Below are 22108 nucleotides of genomic sequence, written 5' to 3'. Positions count from 1 at the left end.
GAGAGCATGAACGCGGCAACTGAATTCGATTTGGGCCCGCTGACGTGGGTCAAGGGCGAGATCGACCAGGCGCTGTTGCGCGCCGAGGAAGCGCTGGGCCTGTTCGTGGCGAACGCCGATGCAACGCAGCTGAAGTTCTGCCGGACCCATGTTCACCAGGTGCACGGAGCGCTCGACATTGTCGGGTTGAACGGCATCACCGAGATGACCGAGTCGCTCGAAGCCTTGTTGCTGGCCCTCGAGGAAGAAAGCCTGGCGCGTGACGAAGCGGCGCTGACGGTGGTCCGCGAGTCGCTGGCGGCGTTGCGCCAGTACCTCGACGATCTGATGGCCGGCGAGCCGCACCAGCCGCTGCGGATGTTGCCGGTGTGTGCCAGTCTGGCGGAGATCCGGGGTTTGCCGCCGGTGCATCCGGGGGATCTGTTCTATCCCGACCTGAGCCAGCGCCCGCCGCGCTCGACCGTGGTACCGCCGACGCTGGCGCCGGATGAAATGAAGCGGCTGCTGCGCAAGCAGCGCACGCGTTTCCAGAAGGGCTTGCTGAAGTGGCTGACCGAGCCGGAACAGAAGGCTGATGGACGGCAGGCGATGGGCGAGGCACTGGCTGCCATCGAAGCCATGCAGCCGACGCCCGGTGCCCGCTCCTTCTGGTGGGTGTCGCAGGCCTTCCTTGAGGCGCTGGACGAGCCCGATGTCGCCATCGAGCCGCTGGCGCGCCAGTTGTGCGCCCGGATCGACCTGCAGATCCGGCGCCTGCTCGAGGGCTCGGGCAACCTGGCCGAGCGGGTCATGCGCGAAGCCCTGTATTACGTTGCCCGGACACCGGCCGAGCCGGATTCGCTGGTGGCCCAGGCGCAGCAGATTTTCGACCTGCCGGCCCAGTTGCCGACCGTGGCCGTGGTGCAGACGCTGCCCAAGGTACAGGAACAGGCATTGCGCCGGCTGCGCGAATTGCTCGTCAGCATCGAGGAAGTGTGGAACAAGTACTGCGCCGGCAGTCCGGCCAGTCTGGCCGCCTTCGCCGACCAGGCGCGGGCCTGCGCCCAGATCACCGGGGAGATCGGCCATACCGACCTGAAGCGTCTCGGTCAGGCGCTGGCTGCCATTGCCGGCTGGTTGCAGGAAGATGCCGCACGGTTCAACGATGGTGTAGCGATGGAGGTGGCGACCGCCATCCTGCTGCTGCAGAGTGCGCACGAGAACTTCCGTCGTCTGGGAGGGGATTTTGCCCAGCAGGTGGACCTGATGGTCGATCGCATCCACGCCTGCATCGCCGGTCGTCCGGCGGCCGGCGGCGAGGTGCCGCTGCTCGACGAAATGACGCGCCGGGCGCAGGAAAAGCTGCTGATCGCCCAGGTCGGGCGCGAAATCCAGAACAATCTGGCCCAGATCGAGCAGACGCTGGATGCGTTTTTCCGGACCCCGGCCAAGGGTTTCGAGATGGGCCAGCTGGAAGCGCCACTCAAGCAGATCAGCGGTGCGCTGGCGATGCTCGGGCATTTTTCTGCGGTCAACACCCTTAAAAGCACGATTTCCCACATCGAAGCTTTTGCCGAGCCGGACTACCAGCCGGTGGACGGAGACTTCCAGCGGGTGGCCGACGAGTTGTCGCTGCTCGGTTTCTTCGTCGATTCGCTGCAGCACGGCGAAACCAGCTATGACGCCTTTGTCCGTCGTCTGCACGGTGACGAGAATGCAGACGCATTGCCGGACAGCGATCCGGCGGTCGTCACCGTCGAGGCGGAACTGGCCCAGCAGGCACGCGAGACGCGGGCGCTGGCCGACGCCCTGCGCGAAGCGCCTGACGATACCCGTTTGCAGGATGAGCTGAAGCTGAACCTGGCATCCATCCAGAAGGATGCTGACCTCGTTGCCGACCGCGAGCTGGGTGAGTCGGCGAAAGCGGCGCTGGCCGCGCTGGAATCCGGTGAGCAGGTCGATGTTGCCTTGTCCGGCCTGCGTACGCCGCAGGTCGAAGCGCCGCAGCCGTCAGCGGAAACGCTGCAGCTGGCCGGTTCCAGCCACGAGGAAATCGACGCCGAGCTGCTCGACATCTTCATCGAGGAAGGCCATGAAGTGCTGGCCTCGATGGCGGAACAGAAGGCCCTGTTGGCTGCCAACCCGCATGATCGGGAAGCACTGACGACGATTCGCCGGTCTACGCACACACTGAAGGGTTCCGGGCGCATGGTTGGTCTCACCGACCTCGGCGAGACGGCCTGGGCGGTCGAGCAGACGCTGAATCTCTGGCTGCGTCAGGACATGGCGATAACGCCCGAACTGCTGGCCATGATCGATGCTGCACATGCGTTGTTTGCCGAATGGGTGGCGCATCTGGAAAGTGGTGTGGCACCGGCGCCGGATGCGCGGGCATTGATCGCGCTCGCCGGCAGTTTGCGCGGGGTCGAGCAGCCGCTGGCAGAGCCTGTTGTCCCGGTTGCCGCCAGCGAACCGGCAGCGCCGGCAACGGATGTCGAGCCAGAGCTGGTCTCGTTTGAGCTGGATATCGAAGCTGAGCCCGAATCTGCGCCTGCCGCAGAGGCCGAGCTTGAGGTGCAGTCAGAAGACGCTGGCGGATTCGATTTCGATCTGCAGGCTGCCACCGAAGCCTTCGACGATTTGCCGATGGCGGATGCGCTCGCTGAAGCGCTGCCGCCAGCGCTTGAGGAAATACCGGTGGAAGTGCCGGCGGCCAATGGCAGTTCGCAGACGCTCTATGAAATATTCCGCGAGGAAGCGCGCGGCCATTTGCAGACGCTGCTCGACAGCTTTGCCGAACTCGATGCGCAGCCGGCGGCGGCGACGACGTTCGAAATGACGCGGGCGGCCCATACGCTCGGCGGCATCGCCGCCACGGTTGGCCTGATGCCGCTGAATCATCTGGCGATTGCGCTCGAGCACGCCTTGCTGCGCCGCGACGGTTCGGCCCAGCCGGACAGCGTCGAGGGGCTGGAAACCGTCCGTCAGGCGATCCTGACGCTGGAAGAAATGTTCGCCGGACTGGCGGCACAGCTGGCGCCGGAAGAGCAGCCGCAACTGATTGCTGCGCTGGACGATGTCTACCATCCGGCGCCGGTTGCCGAGGCCGAGGCTGCCGTCGAGATGCCAGCAGGGGCGCAGATCATCCAGTTGCCCGGCGTCCGGACGCTGGCGCAGGAAGCCGGCGAGCCGGTCGTTGAGGAAACGCAGGCCCCGGCTGAACCGGTCCGCCAACTGACCGACGAGCTTGACGAACAACTGCTGCCGATCTTCCTCGAAGAAGCCGCCGAGCAGGTGCGCGAACTGACCGAACAACTGCGCGCCTGGCGCATCGGGCCGGGCGAAGACGCTCCGCCACGGGCCATAGCCCGCCTGCTGCATACCTTCAAGGGCAATGCGCGGATGGCCGGGGCGATGAACCTGGGCGAAGCGACCCATCTGCTGGAAACCCGCGTTCAGGAAGCGATCAAGGCCGGTAGCGCCAGTTCGGCGCTGATCGATGAGATCGAGGCCGGCTGCGATGCCCTGGCAACGGCAACCGAACACTTGCGCAGCGGGCCGCCGGAAGCGCCTGCTGCCGAAGCCGAGGCAACGGTCGGGGCAACGGTCGAGGCGGCTGTGGCCAAGCCCGTTCAGCCAGCCATCAGCGAACTCGACGGCGACGGTGAAGGCAGTGGCCAGCGCGCCATGCTGCGCGTTCGGGCCGACCTGGTCGATCGCCTGGTCAACGAGGCCGGCGAGCTGTCGATCGCCCGCGCCCGGATCGAGGGCGAAATGCGCAGCCTGAAGGGCTCGCTGCTCGACCTGACGGAAAACGTCATCCGCCTGCGCCGGCAGTTGCGCGAAATCGAAATCCAGGCGGAAACGCAGATCCAGGCCCGCGTCGCCCAGTCGCACGACGGTCAGGCCGAGTTCGATCCGCTCGAACTCGACCGCTTCACCCGCTTCCAGGAACTGACGCGCTTCATGGCCGAGTCGGTCAACGACGTGGCGACGGTGCAGCAGAACCTGCTCAAGAACCTCGACGACGCCAACGCGGCGATCCTTGCCCAGGCGCGGCTGAATCGCGGCCTGCAGCAGGAGCTGATGGGCGTGCGCATGTTGCCGTTCGCCAGCCAGGCCGAGCGTCTGTACCGGATCATCCGGCAGACCGCCAAGGAAGTCGGCAAGCGTGCCAACTTCGACATCGTCGGCGGTCAGGTCGAAATCGACCGCTCGGTGCTGGAAAAGATCATGGCGCCGATCGAGCACATGCTGCGCAACGCCGTCACCCACGGCATCGAAACGCGCGAGCAGCGGCTTGCGGTCGACAAACCGGAAACCGGTGAAATCGTCCTCAAGCTGTCGCAGGAAGCCAACGAAATCATCCTCAGCCTGGCCGATGACGGCAAGGGTCTGGACCGTCAGCGCATCCGGGCGCGCGCCGAGGCCATGGGCCTGGTGCAGCCGGGACAGGAAATCAGCGACGCAGCGCTGCTCGATTTCATCTTCCAGTCGGGTTTCTCGACCGCCGAAGAACTGAGTCAGGTGGCCGGCCGCGGGGTCGGCATGGACGTCGTCAAGACCGCCGTCAGCGCCCTTGGCGGGCGCATTGAAATTGTCACCGAGGCCGGCCAGGGAACGACCTTCCGCCTCTACCTGCCGCTGACGCTGGCGGTGACCCAGACCTTGCTGGTGCGCGCCGGCAGCCAGTTGTACGCGGTGCCATCGACGATGATCGAGCAGGTGCAGGAACTCAAGGAAAAGGGGCTGGCGGCGATCCGCGAGGCCGGCGAGGCCGAATGGCAGGGGAATCGCTATCCGTTCCATTTCCTGCCGCACCTGCTCGGCGATGCCGGGGCATTGCCCGAGGCGCATCGGCAGTACTGGGTGCTGCTGTTGCGCTCGGGTTCGCAGCGGGTGGCGGTGCTGGTGGACGAGTTGCGCGGCAATCAGGAAGTCGTCGTCAAGAACATCGGCGCGCAGCTTGCCCGCGTTGTCGGTATCTCCGGGGCGACGGTGCTCGGCGACGGTCAGGTGGTGCTGATCCTCAACCCGGTGGCGCTGGCCAGTCGCGGGCTGCTGGAAAATCTGGCGGAAAACCAGGCCGCCCGTTCGTCCGCGCCGGTGGCGCAGGTCGTGCAGCATCTGCCGACAGTGATGGTGGTCGATGATTCGCTGACGGTGCGCAAGATCACCAGCCGCCTGCTGTTGCGCGAAGGCTATCAGGTGATCCTGGCCAAGGACGGCGTCGATGCGCTGGAACACCTGATCGATACCTTGCCCGATGTCATCCTGTCGGACATCGAGATGCCGCGCATGGACGGCTTCGACTTCGTCCGCAACCTGCGTGCCGACGAACGCCTGCGGACGATCCCGGTGGTCATGATCACGTCGCGGACGGCGGACAAGCACCGCAACTACGCGCTGGAAATCGGTGCCAACCACTACCTCGGCAAACCGTACGACGAAGAGGAACTGCTCGGCCTGCTTGCCGGCTACTGCGGAAAAACCGCGTAAAACGACGGTTGACCGCAATATTGCGGTCAACCGTCTTCAACTGCCCTTTTTCACCACCGCATAACGTGCCAGCGTTTTCGCGCGGGCGGCCGCGTGATCGACAATCGGTCCCGGGTAGTCGCGGCCGATGACGACACCTAATGCTTCCTGTTCGAGTCGGCCCATCGTCCACGGGGCGTGGATGTATTTATCCGGCACCTTGCTCAGTTCGGGCACGTAGCGGCGGATGAACTTGCCCTCGGGATCGAATTTTTCCGACTGGCTGACCGGGTTGAAGATGCGGAAGTAGGGCTGCGCGTCGCAGCCGCTCGATGCCGCCCACTGCCAGCCGCCGTTGTTGGCCGACAGGTCGAAGTCGTTCAACTGGTCGGCGAAGTATTTTTCGCCCTGCCGCCAGTCGATGCCAAGGTCCTTGGTCAGGAACGAGGCGACGACCATGCGCAGGCGGTTGTGCATCCAGCCGCTGTGGTTCAGCTGACGCATCGCCGCATCGACCAGCGGGTAGCCGGTACGTCCCTGTTGCCAGGCGGCCAGCCCTGCCGGCCAGTCGTCCCAGCGGATGGCGTCGTATTCCGGTTTGAAGGCGCGCCCGGCGGCGTGCGGGAAGCGGTCGAGGATCATGAAATAGAAATCGCGCCAGATCAGCTCGTTGAGCCAGGTGTCGGCTTCTGCGGCGAGCGCGGCAGTGACCAGTTCGCGGATCGAGATGGTGCCGAAACGCAGGTGCACCGACAGATAGCTGACCCCTTTCACCGCCGGGAAGTCGCGCAGCGCGCCATAGCGTTTGATCCGGCCGGCACGGAAATCGTCCCACAAGCCGCGGGCGCCACTCATGCCGGGGACGATGCCGAGTTCGTCCAGGTCGGTACTGGCGAAGCCGAGATCGGGCAGCGTCGGAACCGGGTTGTCGTGGGCGGGGGCGAAATGATTGGTGCACCGGAATTCGGCGTGGTCGGCCGGGGTCAGTCGCTTCAGCCAGGCGTTCCGGTACGGCGTGAATACCGTGTAAGGCCGGCCGGCCTGGGTGAGCAACTCGTCGCGCTCGAAGATCGCCTGATCCTTGAGCAGGATGAGTTCCCTTCCCTGTGCCGCCAGGCTGTCGGTAATTGCAGCGTCGCGCTGCTTCGCTGCCGGTTCGTAGTCGCGGTTGGCGTATACGGCATTGGCGCCGAGTTCCTGAGCCAGCGCGGGAATGAGCTCGGCGGGCAGGCCGTGGCGAACGATCAGGCCGCCGCCGCGGGCCCGCAATGCGCAGTCGAGTTCAACCAGCGATTCGCGGATGAAATGGACGCGTCGGTCCCGCTTGTCGGGCAGGGCTGCCAGTATGTCGGTGTCGAAAATGAACGCGCAATGGACGGATTCTGCATTGGCGAGGGCAGCGGCAAGGGCCGCGTGATCGTGGTCGCGAAGGTCGCGACGGAACCAGACGAGAGCTTTTTCGTGTTTCATGTTTGGTTTGTACCCCGGCGGCGATTAAAATTCCACCCATGGACAACGTCAACCTGACCGACAACTTCCTGATCGCCATGCCGGCGCTGGAAGACCCCTACTTTTCCCATGCGCTCGTCTACATTTGCGAGCACAACGAGAACGGTGCCCTCGGCATTATCGTCAACCGGCCGATCGACATGGATCTGGCCGGGCTTTTCGAGAAAATCGACATCAAGCTCGAAAATGAAGCGCTGGCCAAGCTGCCGGTTTACTTCGGCGGGCCGGTGCAACTCGACCGCGGTTTCGTGCTGCATCGCCCGATCGGGCACTGGCAGTCGACGCTGGCGGTCAACGCGGAAATCGGCCTGACCAGTTCGCGTGACGTGCTGGCCTCGGTGGCCAAGGATGGCCTGCCGACCGAAATCATCGTCTCGCTGGGTTATTCCGGCTGGGATGCCGGGCAACTTGAGGACGAGCTGGCGCAGAACTCCTGGCTGACCGTGCCGGCGAAATCGACGATCCTGTTCGACCTGCCGCCCGAGGAACGCCTGCCGGCGGCAATGCAGAAGCTGGGCATCAGCTTTTCCCAGCTTTCCGACGTCGCCGGGCACGCCTAGTGGGTACCGTGCTGGCTTTCGATTTCGGCGAGAAGCGTATCGGCGTCGCCACCGGCGAGACCTTGCTCGCCAGCGCCCATCCGCTGACGGTGATCCACGCTGAATCGAACGACGACCGCTTCGCCGCGATCGGCAAGCTGATTGCCGAGTGGCAGCCGGAACAACTGGTCGTCGGCCTGCCGACGCACGCCGATGGCACACCGCATGAAATGACCCGTCTGGCGACCAAGTTCGCCGAACGTCTGAAAAAACGATTCAATCTTCCCGTTTCGTTCGCCGATGAGCGCCTGACTTCGCTCGATGCCGAGTCGCGTCTGCGCGAAACCGGCCGCAATGCCCGGGCGGCCAAGCCGCTGCTCGATGCGGTGGCCGCCCAACTCATTCTTCAAACCTGGTTCGAAAGTTCGCCGCATGCACCCCAATGAACCCCTGCCCGACGCCGAAGCCCAGTGCCGGCAACTGGCCGAGCTGATCCGTCCCCTGCTGCCGAAAAACCCCGTGCTGGTCGGCATCTACAGCGGCGGCGCGTGGATCGCCGAGCGCCTGAAGGAATTGCTCGGTCTGGCCGATGAGATCGGCCTGATCGACGTTTCCTTCTACCGCGACGATTTCGCCGAGAAGGGCCTGCATCCGCAGGTCAAGCCGACGCTGATTCCCTTCGACGTCGAAGGCCGGCACATCATCCTGGTCGACGACGTGTTGTACACCGGCCGGACGACGCGGGCGGCGATCAACGAACTGTTCGACTACGGCCGGCCGGCGGCGGTCGACCTGGCGGTGCTCGCCGATCGCGGCGGACGCGAATTGCCGGTGGCGGCCACCTGGGGCGTCTGGGACGTGACGCTGGCGGCCGGCCAGAGCCTGGTGCTGGAGAAGGATGATTGCGGTCAACTTGCCTGGAGGCTGGAAAATGCATAACCCGCAGTTGAACAAGGATGGCGAGCTGACCCACCTGCTGTCGATCGAGAATCTGCCCAAGCGCATCCTCGACCAGATTCTCGATACCGCCGAATCGTTCATGGAAGTCTCGGCGCGCGAAGTCAAGAAAGTGCCGCTGCTGCGCGGCAAGAGCGTTTTCAACCTGTTCTTCGAGAATTCGACGCGCACGCGCACGACTTTCGAGATTGCCGCCAAGCGGCTCTCCGCCGACGTCATCAACCTCGACATCGGCCGTTCGTCGACAGCCAAGGGCGAGACGCTGCTCGATACCATCGACAACCTGTGCGCGATGCATGCCAACCTGTTCGTCGTCCGTCATGCCTCGTCCGGCGCCCCTTACCTGATCGCCGAGCATCTCCAGCGCATCGGTCGCGACGATGTGCATGTGGTCAATGCCGGCGACGGCCGCCATGCGCATCCGACGCAGGGCCTGCTCGACATGTACACGATCCGTCACTACAAGAAGGATTTCACGCAGTTGCGCGTGGCCATCGTCGGCGACATCCTGCATTCGCGCGTGGCCCGCTCGGACATCCATGCGCTGACCACGCTGGGCGTCCCGGAAGTCCGCGCCATCGGCCCGGAAACCTTGCTGCCCAAGCATCTCGACAAGCTCGGCGTGCATGTCTACCACGACATGGAAGCCGGCTTGAAGGATGTCGATGTGGTGATCATGCTGCGCCTGCAGAACGAGCGCATGACCGGCGCCTTGCTGCCGTCGGCCGGCGAGTATTTCCGCCACTACGGCCTGACGCCGCAGAAACTGGCGCTGGCCAGGCCGGACGCGATCGTCATGCACCCGGGGCCGATGAACCGGGGCGTCGAAATCCATTCGGCAGTGGCCGACGGTGCGCAGGCCGTGATCCTGCCGCAGGTCACCTTCGGTATCGCGGTCCGGATGGCCGTCATGAGCATTGTTGCGGGGAATTGACATGAACATCCTGATTGAAAATGGCCGCCTGATTGATCCGAAGTTTGCGGTCGACCGCGAAAAAACGTCGATTTTCATCGTCGACCGCAAGATTGCCGCCATCGGCGAAGCACCGGCCGCTTTTGTCGCCGACCAGGTCATCGATGCCGCCGGCTGCATCGTCTGCCCGGGCCTGATCGACCTCGGCGCCCGCCTGAACTCGATCGAGGCCGAACTGGCCGCCGCGGTGGCCGGGGGCGTGACCAGCGTCGTCGTCCCGCCCGACGCTGATCCGCCGCTCGATGAGCCGGAACTGGCCGATCGCCTGGTGCATCGCGGTGAGGAAATCGGCAAGGCGCGCGTGCTGCCGCTCGGCGCCCTGACCCTCGGCCTGAAGGGCGAACGCCTGTCCGAACTGGCCGGCCTGAAGAAAGCCGGCTGCGTTGCCTTCTCGCAAGCCAAGGTGCCGGTTGTCGATACCGAAGCCTTGCTGCGCGCACTCGAATACGCGGCGACCTTCGACTTCCAGGTCTTCCTGCATCCGCAGGACTACTGGCTGTCGCGCAACGGCATCGCGCACGAAGGCGAAGTCGCCAGCCGTCTCGGCCTGGCCGGCATACCGGTCGCCGCCGAAACCATCGCCATCGCCACCATCGTGCAGTTGGTCCGCGATACCGGCTGCCGTGTTCACCTGACCCGGCTGTCGTCGGCGGCCGGCGTTGCGCTGGCCAAGTCGGCCATGGACGAAGGCCTGCCGGTGACTTTCGACATCGGCGTGCATCACCTGCTGCTGACCGAGAACGACATCGGCTTCTTCAATCCGCACGCCCGCTTCATGCCGCCGCTGCGCACCCAGGATGACCGTGCGGCCTTGTCGGCCGCGGCGGCCGCTGGCCTGGCCGCGATCTGTTCCGATCACACGCCGGTCGGCGCCGACGACAAGCTGGTGCCTTTCGGTGAAGCCAAACCCGGCGCCACCGGGCTCGAAGTGCTGTTGCCTCTGACGCTGAAATGGGCCGAGCAGGAAGGCGTCTCGTTGAGCGCGGCGCTGGCCCGGATCACCTGCGCGCCGGCGGATATTCTCGGGCTGGAAGGCGGCACGCTGGCGGTCGGTGCGCCGGCCGACGTCTGCATCTTCGATCCGCAGGCAATCTGGCAACTGACGCCGGAAGCGCTGAAGAGCCGCGGCAAGAATTCGCCCTGGCTCGGCTACCCGATGAGCGGCAAGGTGCGCCACACATTGGTCGACGGACGCGTCGTCTACTGATCGCTGATCTCTGCGAAATGCGGCCCGGGCGGCCGCATTTTTGTAGACGACGACATTGTCATATTCCGATAGAATATTTTCGCGCATCGGATGGGCCGGTGTGCCTGTTCAAATACATCGCAAATCTGGAGGAAACATCACATGAAACGTGTCACAACCCTCTTGTTCGGCATGCTGGCCGGAATCGGCGTGGCGCTCGGCGCCGTCAACCTGAACACCGCCAGCGAGGCGGAACTCGATGCAATCAAGGGGATCGGCCCGGGCAAGGCCAAGGCCATTGTCGAGTACCGCGACAAGAACGGTCCGTTCAAGACGGTCGACGATCTGGGCAACGTCAAGGGCTTCGGCAAGAAGAGCATCGACAAACTGCGCCCCGAACTGAGTGTCGGCGCCGCTGCGCCGGCGAAGAAGCCGTAGCCGCAGGAGCGACGGCGGGCCCGGCCCGCCGTCCTGGTTCAGGCGGCCAGGCCGGCGATACGGGTTTCGGCGACGCCGCTGACTTCCAGTACCTTGCGTCGCGAGCTCTGTCCGCTTTTCAGGCGAACCGCCGATCTGGCAATTTCCAGCCGGTCGGCAATGAAGTCGATCAATGCTGCGTTGGCCTTGCCGTCGACGGGCGGCGCGGCTAGGCGGATTTTCAGGGCATCGCCATGCAGCCCGGCCAGTTCCGTTTTCCTGGCCCCGGGCTGGATGTGCAGGGTGAGCGTGACGCAGCCGTCCGCGCCCATGCGGTACCAGAGGCTCAAGCCGGCCTCAGACGAACATCAGCACGACCTGCAGCAGCAGGATGGCGACCAGCGGCGACAGATCGATGCCGGCAATCAACGGCATGAAGCGGCGGATCGGGTCGAGGATCGGACGAACCAGCTGGTTGACGGTCGGTGCCACCGGCGAATACGGATTCACCCAGGACAGCACCGCCTGCAGGATGATGGCGCCGATCATGATGTAGACGGCGAGACGGATCAGGCCGCGGATCGCCAGCATCAGGATCATCAGGATGGTGCCGAGGGCATCGGCGCCGAGTTCGACACTGGACAGCGAAATGATCAGGCCGGCGAGCATCAGTTGCAGCCACAGCGCGGCGACCAGGCTGGCCCAGTCCACCCCGGCGACACCCGGAACGATGCGCCGCAGCGGCTTGACCGCCCAGTTCGTCAGCTTGACGACAAAATCACCGAGCTGGCCGGCAAACGACACCCGCGCCATCTGCATCATGAAGCGCAGCAACAGCAGCGTGCAAAAGAAACTGACGACTGCATTGATCAGGAAGAAAACGGCTTGCATCACTCACCTCCCAGCAGTTTGCCCAACTCGCGCCCGCGCGCCTCGGCCGCCAGGCAGCCGGCAACGATGCCATCCTTGACGCCGTGGGCGGCCATCGCATCCAGCGCTGCGGCGGTGGTGCCGCCCTTCGACGTGACGCGCTCACGCAGCAGCGAAGCCGGTTCGTCGGAGGCGGCGGCCAGCGCGGCGGCGCCCTGTACCGTTTCGATCGCCAGCTGGCGTCCCTGTTCCGGCGTGAAGCCAAGTTCGGCGGCCGCCTGCTGCAGCGCTTCGATGAACAGGAAGACGTAGGCCGGGCCGCTGCCGGAAATGGCGGTGACGCCATCCATCTGCGCTTCGTCGGCGATCCACACGGTGTTGCCGACGGCCCGCAGCACGCGGTCGGCCGCCGCCTTGCCGGCGGCGTCCACTTCGGGCAGTGCGCACAGGCCGGTGATGCCGGCGCCGATCAGGGCCGGCGTGTTCGGCATGCAACGGACGATGCGCCGGTGACCGCCGAGCCAGCGCGACAGCGCGGCCATGCCGAGGCCAGCGGCAATGCTGACGACCAGCGCGTCGCCGAGTTTGCCGGCGAGCGGTGCGACGGCTTCCTGCATCTGTTGCGGCTTGACCGCGAGGACGAGAATGTCGGGTGCGCTCGGCGCGGTTTTTGCGTCGGCGTGGCAGTTGACCGCATAACTGGCGCTCAGCCGTTCGCGGGCTTCGCTGCCGGGGTCGATGACGTGGATGTCGGCGGCGGTGAAGCCCTGCTTCACCATGCCACCGATCAGGGCGTTGGCCATGTTGCCGCCGCCGAGAAAGAGAATCTTCATGCGTAGTTTCTTTCGCCAAAAATTGCCGTGCCGATGCGCACCAGTGTGGCGCCCTCGGCAATGGCTGCTTCGAGATCGTGGGACATGCCCATGGACAGCGTGTCGAGCGGCAGTCCGTCGGCACGCAGTTGTTCGTGGAGGTCGCGCAATTGCCGGAAAGGCAGACGCTGCGCCTGTGGGTCGTCAGTCGGTTCGGGAATCGTCATCAGGCCGCGCAGGCGCAGACCGGGCAAGGTGGCGACTGCCCGGCAGAGTGCCGCAGTCTCGTCCGGACGGCAACCGCTCTTGCTGGCTTCGCCGGAAACGTTGACCTGGACGCAGACATTGAGCGGCGGCAGATTTGCCGGGCGTTGCGCCGACAGGCGTTCAGCGATCTTCAGCCGGTCGATGGTGTGCACCCAGTCGAAGTGTTCGGCAACCAGACGCGATTTGTTGCTCTGCAGGGGGCCGATGAAATGCCATTCGAGTTTGCGGTCGACCGCCGTCGCCAGCACTTTTTCGACGCCTTCCTGTACGTAGTTTTCACCAAAGGCTGTCTGCCCGGCGGCGGCTGCCGCAACGATGTCGGCCAGCGGTTTGGTCTTGCTGACGGCAAGCAGTGCAACACTGTCAGGCGAACGTCCGGCAAGCCGCGCGGCTTGCGCGATGCGGCTGCGGATGGCTTGCAGGTTGTCGGCGATTGCGCTCATAATCCATTGGGAATTTCCTATCGTTCAAGTATACACGGGCATCAAGGACCAATCGCATGGACATCACCGAACTGCTGGCCTTCAGCGTCAAGAACAAGGCTTCCGATCTGCATCTTTCCGCTGGCCTGCCGCCGATGATCCGCGTCCATGGCGATGTACGCCGCATCAACCTGCCGCCGATGGAGCACAAGGACGTGCATGGCATGGTGTACGACATCATGAACGACGGCCAGCGCAAGGTGTTCGAAGAGACGCTGGAGTGCGACTTTTCCTTCGAGATCCCCAATCTGGCCCGTTTCCGGGTCAATGCCTTCAACCAGCAACGTGGCGCAGCGGCGGTCTTCCGGACCATTCCGACCAAGGTGCTGACGCTGGAGGAACTGAACTGCCCGAAGATTTTCAAGGACATCTCGGAATATCCGCGTGGCATCGTGCTGGTTACCGGTCCTACCGGCTCGGGCAAGTCGACGACGCTGGCGGCGATGGTCAACCACGTCAATGAAAACGACTACGCGCACATCCTGACGATCGAGGACCCGATCGAATTCGTGCACGAATCGAAGAAGTGCCTGATCAACCAGCGCGAAGTCGGCCCGCAGACGCTGTCCTTTTCCAACGCGCTGCGCTCGGCGCTGCGTGAGGACCCGGACGTCATTCTGGTCGGCGAATTGCGCGACCTGGAAACCATCCGTCTGGCGCTGACCGCGGCCGAGACCGGCCACCTGGTGTTCGGTACGCTGCACACCTCGTCGGCGGCGAAGACAATCGACCGTATCGTCGACGTCTTCCCGGCCGAGGAAAAGGAAATGGTTCGTTCGATGCTGTCCGAATCGTTGCGCGCGGTCATCTCGCAGACGCTGCTGAAGACCAAGGACGGCAATGGCCGGATTGCTGCCCACGAAATCATGATCGGCACGCCGGCGATCCGCAACCTGATCCGCGAAAACAAGGTGGCGCAGATGTACTCGGCGATCCAGACCGGTCAGGCGATGGGCATGCAGACGCTCGATCAGTGTCTGATCGACCTGGTCCGGCGCAATATCGTCTCGAGCAGCGAGGCGCGCATGCGCGCCGCCAACAAGGATGCATTCCCGGCCTGAGGCCGGGGGTAAAACGGAGCAGGGGGAAAAATGGAACGCGATCAGGCGATGAAATTCATGCACGATCTTTTGCGCCTGATGTCGCAGAAGCGTGGTTCGGACTTGTTCATCACTTCCGGCTTTCCGCCGGCGATCAAGATAGACGGCAAGATCACCCCGGTGTCCAACCAGGTCCTGACCTCGCAGCACACGGCAGAGCTGGCCCGCTCGATCATGAACGACCGTCAGGCGGCGGAATTCGAATCGACGCGTGAATGCAACTTCGCCATCTCGCCGACCGGTATCGGCCGTTTCCGGGTCAATGCGCTGGTCCAGCAGGGGCGGGTCGCCGTGGTCTGCCGGACCATCAACATGACCATTCCGACGCTCGATGATCTTGGTCTGCCGGCGGTGGTCAAGGATCTGGCGATGACCAAACGCGGCCTGATCATTTTTGTCGGCGGCACCGGTACCGGCAAGACGACCTCGCTGGCGGCGCTGGTTGATTACCGCAACGAGAATTCCTACGGTCACATCATCACCGTCGAGGACCCGATCGAATATGTGCACGAACACAAGAACTGCATCATCACGCAGCGCGAGATCGGTGTCGATACGGACGACTGGGGCCCGGCGCTGAAGAACACCCTGCGCCAGGCGCCGGATGTCATCCTGATGGGCGAAATCCGCGACCGGAATACCATGGATTACGCCATCGCCTTTGCCGAAACCGGCCATCTGGCGCTGGCAACGCTGCATGCCAACAGTACCAACCAGGCGATCGACCGGATCATCAACTTTTTCCCGGAAGAGCGCCGCCAGCAATTGCTGATGGACCTGTCGCTGAACCTGCGGGCAATGGTGTCGCAACGCCTGTTGCCGAAGCGTGATGGCAAGGGCCGGGTCGCCGCCGTCGAAGTGATGCTCAACTCGCCGCTGATTTCCGATCTGGTGTTCCGTGGAGAAGTTCATGAGATCAAGGAAGTCATGAAGAAGTCGCGTGAACTCGGCATGCAGACTTTCGATCAGGCACTGTTCGATCTCTACGATGCCGGCAAGATCAGCTACGAGGATGCGTTGCGCAATGCCGACTCGCTCAATGATCTGCGTCTGCAGATCAAGCTGCACGGCAAGGAATCGCGGGACCGCGACCTGACCTCGGGTATCGGCCACCTCGACATCGTCTGAACACATACTGGAGTCTGCCATGAACTCGTTCCTTGCCCGTTGTTTCTCCCCGGTTTTTGCCCTTTTCATCGGGTTGACCGCAATAACCGCGCAGGCGGCGCCGCTCGACGGCATTTCCAACGCCGATGCCGGTGCCGGGGTGCGCGAGGCGCTGGCCAAGGGGGCTGAATTTGCGGTGTCCTCGCTGGGCCAGAGCAACGGCTTCCTGGGCAACAGCAAGGTGAAGATTCCGCTGCCCGGTTACCTGCAGAAGGCTGAATCCGGATTGCGCATGTTCGGTATGGGCAAACAGGCCGATCAACTGGTGGAAACCATGAATCACGCTGCGGAAAACGCCGTTGCCGAAGCCATGCCCATCCTTTCCGATGCCATTCGCCGAATGACGTTGCAGGATGCGAAAGCCATCCTGACTGGTGGTGACGACAGTGTCACGCAATATTTCCAGCAGTCATCGACTGAAAAGCTGACGGCGAAATTCCTGCCCATCGTCAAGACAGCCACCAGCAAGCTGCAACTGGCCGAGCAGTACAACAAGTTTGCCGGCAAGGCGGCCAGTGTTGGCTTGATTGACAAGAAGGATGCCGACATCGACAGCTATGTCACGCAAAAGGCGATGGACGGGCTGTTCCTGATGATTGCGGAAGAGGAAAAGCGGCTGCGCAGCAATCCGGTGGCTGCCGGCAGCGCCTTGCTGAAAAAGATATTCGGCGCGCTGTGATTGCAAATTAGTATTCAAGTTTCATGAAGGGATGCCGTTGATCAGGTCAGGAGCCTGATCATGAAAATGTCCCGCCTGATTTCGACCACGCAGCACCATTCGCCCGAAGCGGCGGAACGGGCGCTGCTGGCCCAGTCGCAGGCGGTGCGCCGGGTGGAGCCGATGGAAGGCGCCAACAATGATCGTGAACGCTCACTGCAGCAGGAAATGTTCGAGGTCGATCCACGTGCTGTCGGCCCCTATCAGGGGGTCGAAAGGCGGCGCCAGGATGCGCAGCGGCTGGCGGCAACACTGTCCGGAATGGTCGGGCCCCAGGCTTTGCGCCTGTTCAGCTTCAATACCCGGGCAAAGCGCCCGGGGAAAATCGACGAACTCGCCTGACGCCGGCCAAAGCCGCCGGGTTCCGGGGCACATCTTGCGCATGCGTTAGAATGCGCGCCTGTCCCGAATCATCCTCCCGAAAAACCCTGGATACATGTCCGGTCTCAATCCCCAGCAGCGCGAAGCGATCCATTATCTCGACGGTCCCCTGCTCGTCCTGGCCGGCGCCGGCTCGGGCAAGACACGGGTGATCACGCAGAAGATCGCCTATCTGGTTCAGGACTGTGGCTTCCAGCCGCGCAATATCGCCGCCATCACCTTCACCAACAAGGCGGCGAAGGAAATGCAGGAGCGTATCGGCAAGCTGCTGTCGAAGCCGCAAGCCGACGACTTGCAGATTTCGACTTTTCACTCGCTCGGCGTGCGCATCCTGCGTGAAGAAGCCAAGGCGCTCGGTTACAAGCCGCGCTTCTCGATTTTCGATTCGGCCGATTGCGCCGGCATCATCAGCGAAACGGCCGGTACCGTCGACAAGGCGACGCTGCGCATCGTCCAGTCCACCATTTCCAACTGGAAGAACGGGCTGATCACGCCAGAAGCAGCCCGGCATCTGGCGTTCGATGAGCACCAAAAGCTCGCCGCCCACGCCTACCTGTCCTACGAAGCGACACTCAAGGCCTATCAGGCGGTCGATTTCGACGACCTGATCGGCCTGCCGGTGAAACTGTTCACCGAGCATCCGGAAATCGCCGACAAGTGGCAAAACCGTCTGCGTTACCTGCTGGTCGACGAATACCAGGACACCAACGCTTGCCAGTACCAGTTGCTCAAGCTGCTGACCGGCGTCCGCGCCCAGTTTACGGCGGTGGGTGACGATGATCAGGCGATCTATGGCTGGCGTGGCGCCGACATCGAGAATCTGAAGAAACTGCCGACCGAGTTTCCCGCTCTCAAGGTCATCAAACTTGAGCAGAATTACCGGTCGACCGTAAGAATCCTCAAGGCCGCCAACAACGTCATCTCGCACAACGAAAAGCTGTTCGACAAGAAGCTGTGGTCCGATCTCGGCCACGGCGAGCAGATTTCCGTCAATGCCTGCCGTGACAACGATGCCGAGGCCGAAGGCGTGGTCATGAAACTGCAGGCGCACAAGTTCGAGCATCGCGCCAAGTTCAAGGATTACGCCATCCTCTACCGCTCCAACCACCAGGCGCGGATTTTCGAGGAATACCTGCGCGACCATCGCATTCCCTACCTGCTCTCAGGTGGCAAATCCTTCTTCGACAAGGCCGAGATCAAGGACATCACCGCCTACCTGCGCCTGCTCGCCAACGAAGACGACGATCCGGCCTTCATCCGCGCTGCCACCACGCCCAAGCGCGGCATCGGTGCGGCGACGCTGCAGGTGCTCGGCATCTACGCCGGCGAGCGCCACATCTCGCTGTTTCAGGCAGCATTCGAAGAGGGCTTCGCACAGCGCATCCAGCCCCGTCAACTTGAACCCCTGCTCGAGTTCTGCAATTTCATCAACCGCATCCAGTCGCGGGCCAGCAGGGAACCGGCGCACCAGGTCCTGCCCGATCTGCTCAAGGCGATCGATTACGAAACCTTCCTCTACGACCACGAAGAGGAACGCACGGCGCAGACGCGCTGGACCAATGTCTGCGAATTCGCCAACTGGCTCAACAAGAAGGGCGAGCTGGATGGTAAAACGCTGGTTGACCTGACCCAGAGCATCGCCCTGATCAACATGCTCGACAAGCAGAACGACGACGAATACGACGCCGTGCAACTGTCGACCCTGCACGCGGCCAAGGGGCTGGAGTACCGGCATGTCTTCCTGGTCGGCGTCGAGGAAGGCATCCTGCCGCACCGGGAATCCGTCGATCCGGCCAAGATCGAGGAAGAGCGCCGCCTGATGTACGTCGGCATCACCCGGGCCCAGCACACCTTGAATATTTCCTATTGCGAACGGCGCAAGCAGGCCCGCGAATTCGTGCCCTGCGAGCCATCGCGTTTCATCGACGAAATGGGCAGGGAAGACGTCCGCTTCACCGGCGGCAAGCAGGATGCTCCGCCCGACAAGGCGACCGGCAGCGCCAGGCTCGACGCCATGAAGGCGATGCTGGCGCAGAAGCGCTGATCGGTCTCAGTTCTCTGTTTCGTCGGCGGCGTCACCCAGTACGGCCTGCAGTGTCGCGAGCAGTTTCGCTAGGGTGTTGGCGAGGAGGCGGGAGGCTGCGCCCAGATCGTTGTTGCCGGTCCGGCAATCCTGGAAGAGCGATGCGGCGAGCTGACTGACTTCCTTTGCGCCGATATTGCCTGCCGCCCCTTTCAGCGTATGGGCCAGCAGTTCGATTGCGGCAGGGTCGGGATTGGCAGCCTGTTCAAGCAGGCTCTGCACGTCCTGATTGTGGCGGGCGAGGAAGAGTCGCAACAGCCGTCGGTAAAATCCCGGGCGTCCGCACGCCACCTTCATGCCGCTGCTGACGTCGAGGCCGTCGATTTCTGTCAGATCGTGCGCCGGATCGTCAATTGCAGTGTCCGCCGTTGCCGGACTGGCGTGCAGGATTGCCGTCGGGCGGCGTGGCAGCCATTGCAGCAGATGCGCGTACAGGTTTTCCGGATCGACCGGTTTGGCGAGGAAGTCATTCATGCCGGCTTGCAGGCAGCGCTGCCTGTCCTCTTCGAAGGCATTGGCAGTCATCGCCAGTATGGGCGTTTCGCCGTAGCCGGGCAGGTTGCGAATGGCGCGGGTGGCGTCGATGCCGTCGAGTTTCGGCATCTGCATGTCCATCAGGATGAGTTCATAGCTGTTTTCGCCGGCCATTTTTACCGCTTCTTCACCGTCGACCGCAATATCGACGGCGAGACCGGCCTCGCGTAACAACTCGATGGCGACTTCGCGATTGATCTCGTTGTCTTCCGCGAGCAGGATGCTGGCACCCCGGCAATCCCTCGTGAGTCGGGCAATGGCGCCGGCCGGGCGATGGCTGCCGGGGGCGCGGCCTGTTTCGACCCCCTGCCGGAGGATGGCCGAAAACCAGAATGTGCTTCCCTGGCCTGGGTGGCTGTGGGCGCCTGCATCACCCTGCATCAGGCTGGCCAGATGCCGGGTGATGGCCAGGCCAAGGCCACTGCCACCGTACTTGCGCGTGGTTGACGCATCCACCTGGGCGAAGGGCTGGAAGAGTTTGTCCAGTTGTTCCTGCGGGATGCCTATCCCGGTGTCCTCGACTTCAAAGCGCAGCAACAGCTTGTCGTCCTCCTGATCAAGGAGGCGGGCGCGCAGGGTGATTTTTCCCTGCTCGGTGAATTTGACCGCATTGCCGGCGAAGTTCAGCAAGCCCTGGCGCAGCCGCGTCGGGTCGCCGCGCAGGAAGCACGGTGTTGCGGTCGACTCGAGGTGCAGCGCAATTCCCTTGCGGGTGGCCTCTTCGGCAATCATCATCCGGACATTGTCGAGAATGTCGTCCAGTGCGAAATCCGTTTCTTCCAGTTCCATGCGTCCGGCCTCGATTTTCGACAGGTCGAGGATGTCGTTGATGATCGACAGCAGATGCAGCGCCGAGGCATCGATTTTCTGCAGGCGCTCGCGTTGGGTGTCGTCCAGTGTAGACCGTCCGAGCAGGTGGGTCAGGCCGCGGATCGCATTCATCGGTGTGCGAATCTCGTGGCTCATGTTGGCCAGGAAGGAGGTCTTGGCCTGGTTGGCTGCCTCTGCCTGCCGCCGGGCTTCTTCCAGTTCAGCGGTGCGCTGCACGACGAGTTCCTGGAGGCGGAAGCGATGGGCGTCCAGTTCCTGGGCAATTCGCTTCTTCTCGCTGATGTCCTCCTTGATCGCGACATAATGGGTGGTTGTGCCGTCCGGCCTGCGGATCGGGGTGATGATGGCGAATTCGACGTATTCCTCGCCGTTCTTCCGGCGGTTCAGGAATTCACCTTTCCAGCTGCGATGCTCGCCCAGCGTCGCCCATAATTCGGTGTAGGTTTCCTCCGGGGTATTGCCCGATTGCAGCAGTTTCGTGCTCTGCCCCAGAAGCTCGCTGGCGTTGTATCCGCTGACCCGGCAGAAAGCCTCGTTGACATACTGGATGAGACCGTCGGTATCGGTGATGACGATGCTTTCCGGACTTTGTTCGACCACCAGCGACAGCTTGTACAACTGCTCCTCGGCGGCAATGCGGGCGGTGACATCATTGGCCAGAACGACGCGAGCCCGTCGCCCGTCAAAGTCGATCTCGTGGGCGATGGTTTCCACCAGCAGTTCACTGCCGTCACGGCAGCGGTGGCGTTGCAGGCGTGGATGCGCAGGCACGCCCTCGTGCCGGGCGGGGGCTTCCGGCGGCTGGATGTCGCGGATCGTCAGGGCCATGAATTCGTCGCGGGAGTAGCCGTAGCGCTTCAGTGCAGCATCATTGACGTTGAGGAATCGCTGCGTTTCGAGATCAGCGACCCACATCGGATGCGGATTGGCGGCGAACATGTCGCGATAGCTGGCCTCGCGCTCCCTGAGTTTTTGTTCTGCAGCGCGACGGGCGGCCCGTTCGGCAGCTTCGTCGACCGCGCGCCGGATGGCGGTGGGCAGGCGGGCCAGGTGATCTTTCAGCAGGAAATCGGAGAGGCCGAGGCGCAGGAGTTCGATGGCGGCTTCCTCGCCGATGCTGCCGGAAACCAGGATGACAGGCAGGTCAGGACAGCGCGATTGAACGTATTGCAAGGAAAGATGGAAGGCCATGCCCGGGACGTTGTAATCGGAGAGAACGAGATCCCAGTTGCTGTCTAGGGCTTTGGCGAGCCCGGCATCGCTGTCGATCCGATGCATCGACGCCACCGGCATGTCTTGCTGGCGCAGGAAGCGGGCGAGCAACAGGAAGTCAGCTTCGTCATCCTCGATGACCAGAATGTTCAACGGACGATTCATCTGTACATCACTTTGCCGATGGCGTTTCGTTGGTCGCCAGCCAGTAGACACCCAGGCGGGCTACAGTTTCGGCGAATTCGGCAAAGTCCACGGGCTTGCGCACGAAACTGTTGCAGCGGAAGGCGTAGCTCCTGAGACGGTCCTGTTCTTCGTCGGAGGAGGTCAGGATGACAACCGGCAGCAAGGTCGTTCTTTCATCGTTACGCAGGCGTTCCAGCACTTCCAGACCGGACAGCCGGGGCAGGCCGATGTCGAGGACGACTACGGTGGGTAAGTCGGGACCTTCGCGATCGGCGTATTCGCCTTCACGAAACAGATAATCGAGCGCCTGTTGTCCGTCGCGGGCGACGTCGATGCGGTTGGCCACGTTGGCACGCCGCAGTGCCCGCAGGGTCAGCATTTCGTCCTGCGGGTTGTCTTCGACGAGAAGTATGCTTTTGGTGTGCAT

The 22108-nt window shown here is 63.2% G+C and carries 19 protein-coding genes; 12 read left to right on the top strand and 7 right to left on the bottom strand.

Annotated elements, in window-relative coordinates; genetic code table 11:
* Positions 1-6: 6 nt before the first annotated feature.
* Positions 7-5478, top strand: a complete 5472-nt coding sequence (locus BJN45_RS12625; RefSeq protein ID WP_076095763.1) for a hybrid sensor histidine kinase/response regulator — start codon at positions 7-9, stop codon at positions 5476-5478.
* 36 nt (positions 5479-5514) lie between these two features.
* Here the strand turns inward: BJN45_RS12625 and BJN45_RS12620 are convergent, their stop codons facing one another.
* Positions 5515-6927 (bottom strand): cryptochrome/photolyase family protein, encoded by a 1413-nt coding sequence (locus tag BJN45_RS12620; protein WP_076095762.1) that lies wholly within the window; start codon positions 6925-6927, stop codon positions 5515-5517.
* Positions 6928-6965: 38 nt separating this feature from the next.
* On the opposite strand from BJN45_RS12620, the gene BJN45_RS12615 reads away from it, so the two are divergent.
* From BJN45_RS12615 to BJN45_RS12590, 6 genes are all read left to right on the top strand, one after another.
* Positions 6966-7526: a YqgE/AlgH family protein gene (locus tag BJN45_RS12615; RefSeq protein ID WP_076095759.1), complete on the top strand. Its 561-nt coding sequence runs from the start codon at positions 6966-6968 to the stop codon at positions 7524-7526.
* Positions 7526-7951 carry a Holliday junction resolvase RuvX gene (gene ruvX, locus BJN45_RS12610; protein WP_076095758.1) on the top strand — a complete coding sequence of 142 codons (426 nt, stop codon included), beginning with the start codon at positions 7526-7528 and terminating at the stop codon, positions 7949-7951. The genes BJN45_RS12615 and ruvX overlap by 1 nt, the downstream gene beginning before the upstream one ends.
* Complete coding sequence (gene pyrR / locus BJN45_RS12605; RefSeq protein ID WP_076095756.1) at positions 7938-8444, top strand: bifunctional pyr operon transcriptional regulator/uracil phosphoribosyltransferase PyrR; 507 nt, start codon at positions 7938-7940, stop codon at positions 8442-8444. Before ruvX ends, pyrR begins: the two co-directional genes overlap by 14 nt.
* Entirely contained in the window at positions 8437-9396 is a 960-nt protein-coding gene (locus BJN45_RS12600) for an aspartate carbamoyltransferase catalytic subunit (protein WP_076095754.1), read from the top strand. Before pyrR ends, BJN45_RS12600 begins: the two co-directional genes overlap by 8 nt.
* Position 9397: 1 nt before the next feature.
* Positions 9398-10642, top strand: a complete 1245-nt coding sequence (locus BJN45_RS12595) for a dihydroorotase (protein ID WP_076095752.1) — start codon at positions 9398-9400, stop codon at positions 10640-10642.
* Positions 10643-10783: 141 nt separating this feature from the next.
* Positions 10784-11059: a ComEA family DNA-binding protein gene (locus BJN45_RS12590; protein WP_076095750.1), complete on the top strand. Its 276-nt coding sequence runs from the start codon at positions 10784-10786 to the stop codon at positions 11057-11059.
* A 38-nt stretch (positions 11060-11097) separates the two neighbouring features.
* Here BJN45_RS12590 and BJN45_RS12585 read toward each other — a convergent pair whose 3' ends face one another.
* From BJN45_RS12585 to BJN45_RS12570, 4 genes are read right to left on the bottom strand one after another with little or no spacing between them, the layout of a single operon-like run.
* Positions 11098-11370: a DUF167 domain-containing protein gene (locus BJN45_RS12585; protein WP_170873095.1), complete on the bottom strand. Its 273-nt coding sequence runs from the start codon at positions 11368-11370 to the stop codon at positions 11098-11100.
* Positions 11371-11395: 25 nt separating this feature from the next.
* Entirely contained in the window at positions 11396-11929 is a 534-nt protein-coding gene (locus tag BJN45_RS12580; RefSeq protein WP_076095746.1) for a YggT family protein, read from the bottom strand.
* Positions 11929-12741: a pyrroline-5-carboxylate reductase gene (proC, locus tag BJN45_RS12575; protein WP_076095744.1), complete on the bottom strand. Its 813-nt coding sequence runs from the start codon at positions 12739-12741 to the stop codon at positions 11929-11931. The genes BJN45_RS12580 and proC overlap by 1 nt, the downstream gene beginning before the upstream one ends.
* On the bottom strand, positions 12738-13430 hold the full coding sequence (locus BJN45_RS12570) for a YggS family pyridoxal phosphate-dependent enzyme (protein ID WP_076095742.1): 693 nt from the start codon (positions 13428-13430) through the stop codon (positions 12738-12740). The genes proC and BJN45_RS12570 overlap by 4 nt, the downstream gene beginning before the upstream one ends.
* Positions 13431-13486: 56 nt before the next feature.
* Here BJN45_RS12570 and BJN45_RS12565 point away from each other — a divergent pair, with 56 nt between their 5' ends.
* The 5 genes from BJN45_RS12565 to BJN45_RS12545 all read left to right on the top strand — a co-directional run bounded on the left by BJN45_RS12565 (position 13487) and on the right by BJN45_RS12545 (position 18879).
* The gene (locus tag BJN45_RS12565; protein ID WP_076095739.1) at positions 13487-14530 is read left to right on the top strand and encodes a type IV pilus twitching motility protein PilT; all 1044 of its coding nucleotides are present in this window, start codon (positions 13487-13489) and stop codon (positions 14528-14530) included.
* A 30-nt stretch (positions 14531-14560) separates the two neighbouring features.
* Positions 14561-15697 (top strand): PilT/PilU family type 4a pilus ATPase, encoded by a 1137-nt coding sequence (locus BJN45_RS12560; protein ID WP_076095737.1) that lies wholly within the window; start codon positions 14561-14563, stop codon positions 15695-15697.
* Between the two features lie 19 nt (positions 15698-15716).
* Positions 15717-16415: a DUF4197 domain-containing protein gene (locus tag BJN45_RS12555; protein WP_076095735.1), complete on the top strand. Its 699-nt coding sequence runs from the start codon at positions 15717-15719 to the stop codon at positions 16413-16415.
* 60 nt (positions 16416-16475) lie between these two features.
* The gene (locus tag BJN45_RS12550) at positions 16476-16796 is read left to right on the top strand and encodes a hypothetical protein (RefSeq protein WP_076095733.1); all 321 of its coding nucleotides are present in this window, start codon (positions 16476-16478) and stop codon (positions 16794-16796) included.
* 94 nt (positions 16797-16890) lie between these two features.
* Positions 16891-18879 (top strand): UvrD-helicase domain-containing protein, encoded by a 1989-nt coding sequence (locus tag BJN45_RS12545; protein WP_076095731.1) that lies wholly within the window; start codon positions 16891-16893, stop codon positions 18877-18879.
* A gap of 6 nt (positions 18880-18885) precedes the next feature.
* Here BJN45_RS12545 and BJN45_RS12540 read toward each other — a convergent pair whose 3' ends face one another.
* Positions 18886-21660: a response regulator gene (locus tag BJN45_RS12540; RefSeq protein WP_076095728.1), complete on the bottom strand. Its 2775-nt coding sequence runs from the start codon at positions 21658-21660 to the stop codon at positions 18886-18888.
* A 7-nt stretch (positions 21661-21667) separates the two neighbouring features.
* Positions 21668-22108: a response regulator gene (locus BJN45_RS12535; protein ID WP_076095726.1), complete on the bottom strand. Its 441-nt coding sequence runs from the start codon at positions 22106-22108 to the stop codon at positions 21668-21670.

Origin of the sequence: Azonexus hydrophilus, from assembly GCF_001956855.1 — a bacterium.
GTDB classification, from domain to species: Bacteria; Pseudomonadota; Gammaproteobacteria; order Burkholderiales; family Rhodocyclaceae; genus Azonexus; species Azonexus hydrophilus_A.
The sequence above is the reverse complement of the archived record's forward strand: the minus strand, read 5'-3'. Positions and strand labels throughout refer to the sequence as shown.